The sequence below is a fragment of the Flavobacterium sp. ALD4 genome, assembly GCF_002836475.1.
GTDB lineage: Bacteria > Bacteroidota > Bacteroidia > Flavobacteriales > Flavobacteriaceae > Flavobacterium.
On the sequence record NZ_PJBJ01000011.1, the window covers coordinates 1 to 359 of the forward strand.

1 protein-coding gene is annotated in these 359 nt (G+C 33.7%); it reads right to left on the reverse strand.

Annotation, left to right across the window (positions count from 1 at the left end; genetic code table 11):
• The coding region (locus CXF59_RS00120) for an OmpA family protein (RefSeq protein ID WP_198554602.1) at positions 1-359 on the reverse strand (359 nt) is incomplete at both ends.

Below are 359 nucleotides of genomic sequence, written 5' to 3' on the forward strand. Positions count from 1 at the left end.
TCATTGTATTTGAATGATCCACGGCTGTCAGTATGGGATCGAATATCAAGTTTCATTTTTGGATATTGATTCATAACATCCAATATTTTTTCTAAATCTATGGCTGCTTCAACACGGATATTAGATTTATCGAAATCGAAGTATATATTTTTAATGCCAAAGCATTTGCCTAAATCATCTCCGATGGTAACCTTACATTGCTCTTTTTCTAAGGCTATATCCAGTTTTGTTTTTCCGTCTTCGTCGGCAATAGTCACACTTTCTTCCTTGGTAGTATAGGCTTCTTTTTCGGCTCTTACATTATATATTTTTCCGCATTCAACAGAAAAAGTATAGTTTCCTTCATCATCTGAATTAAC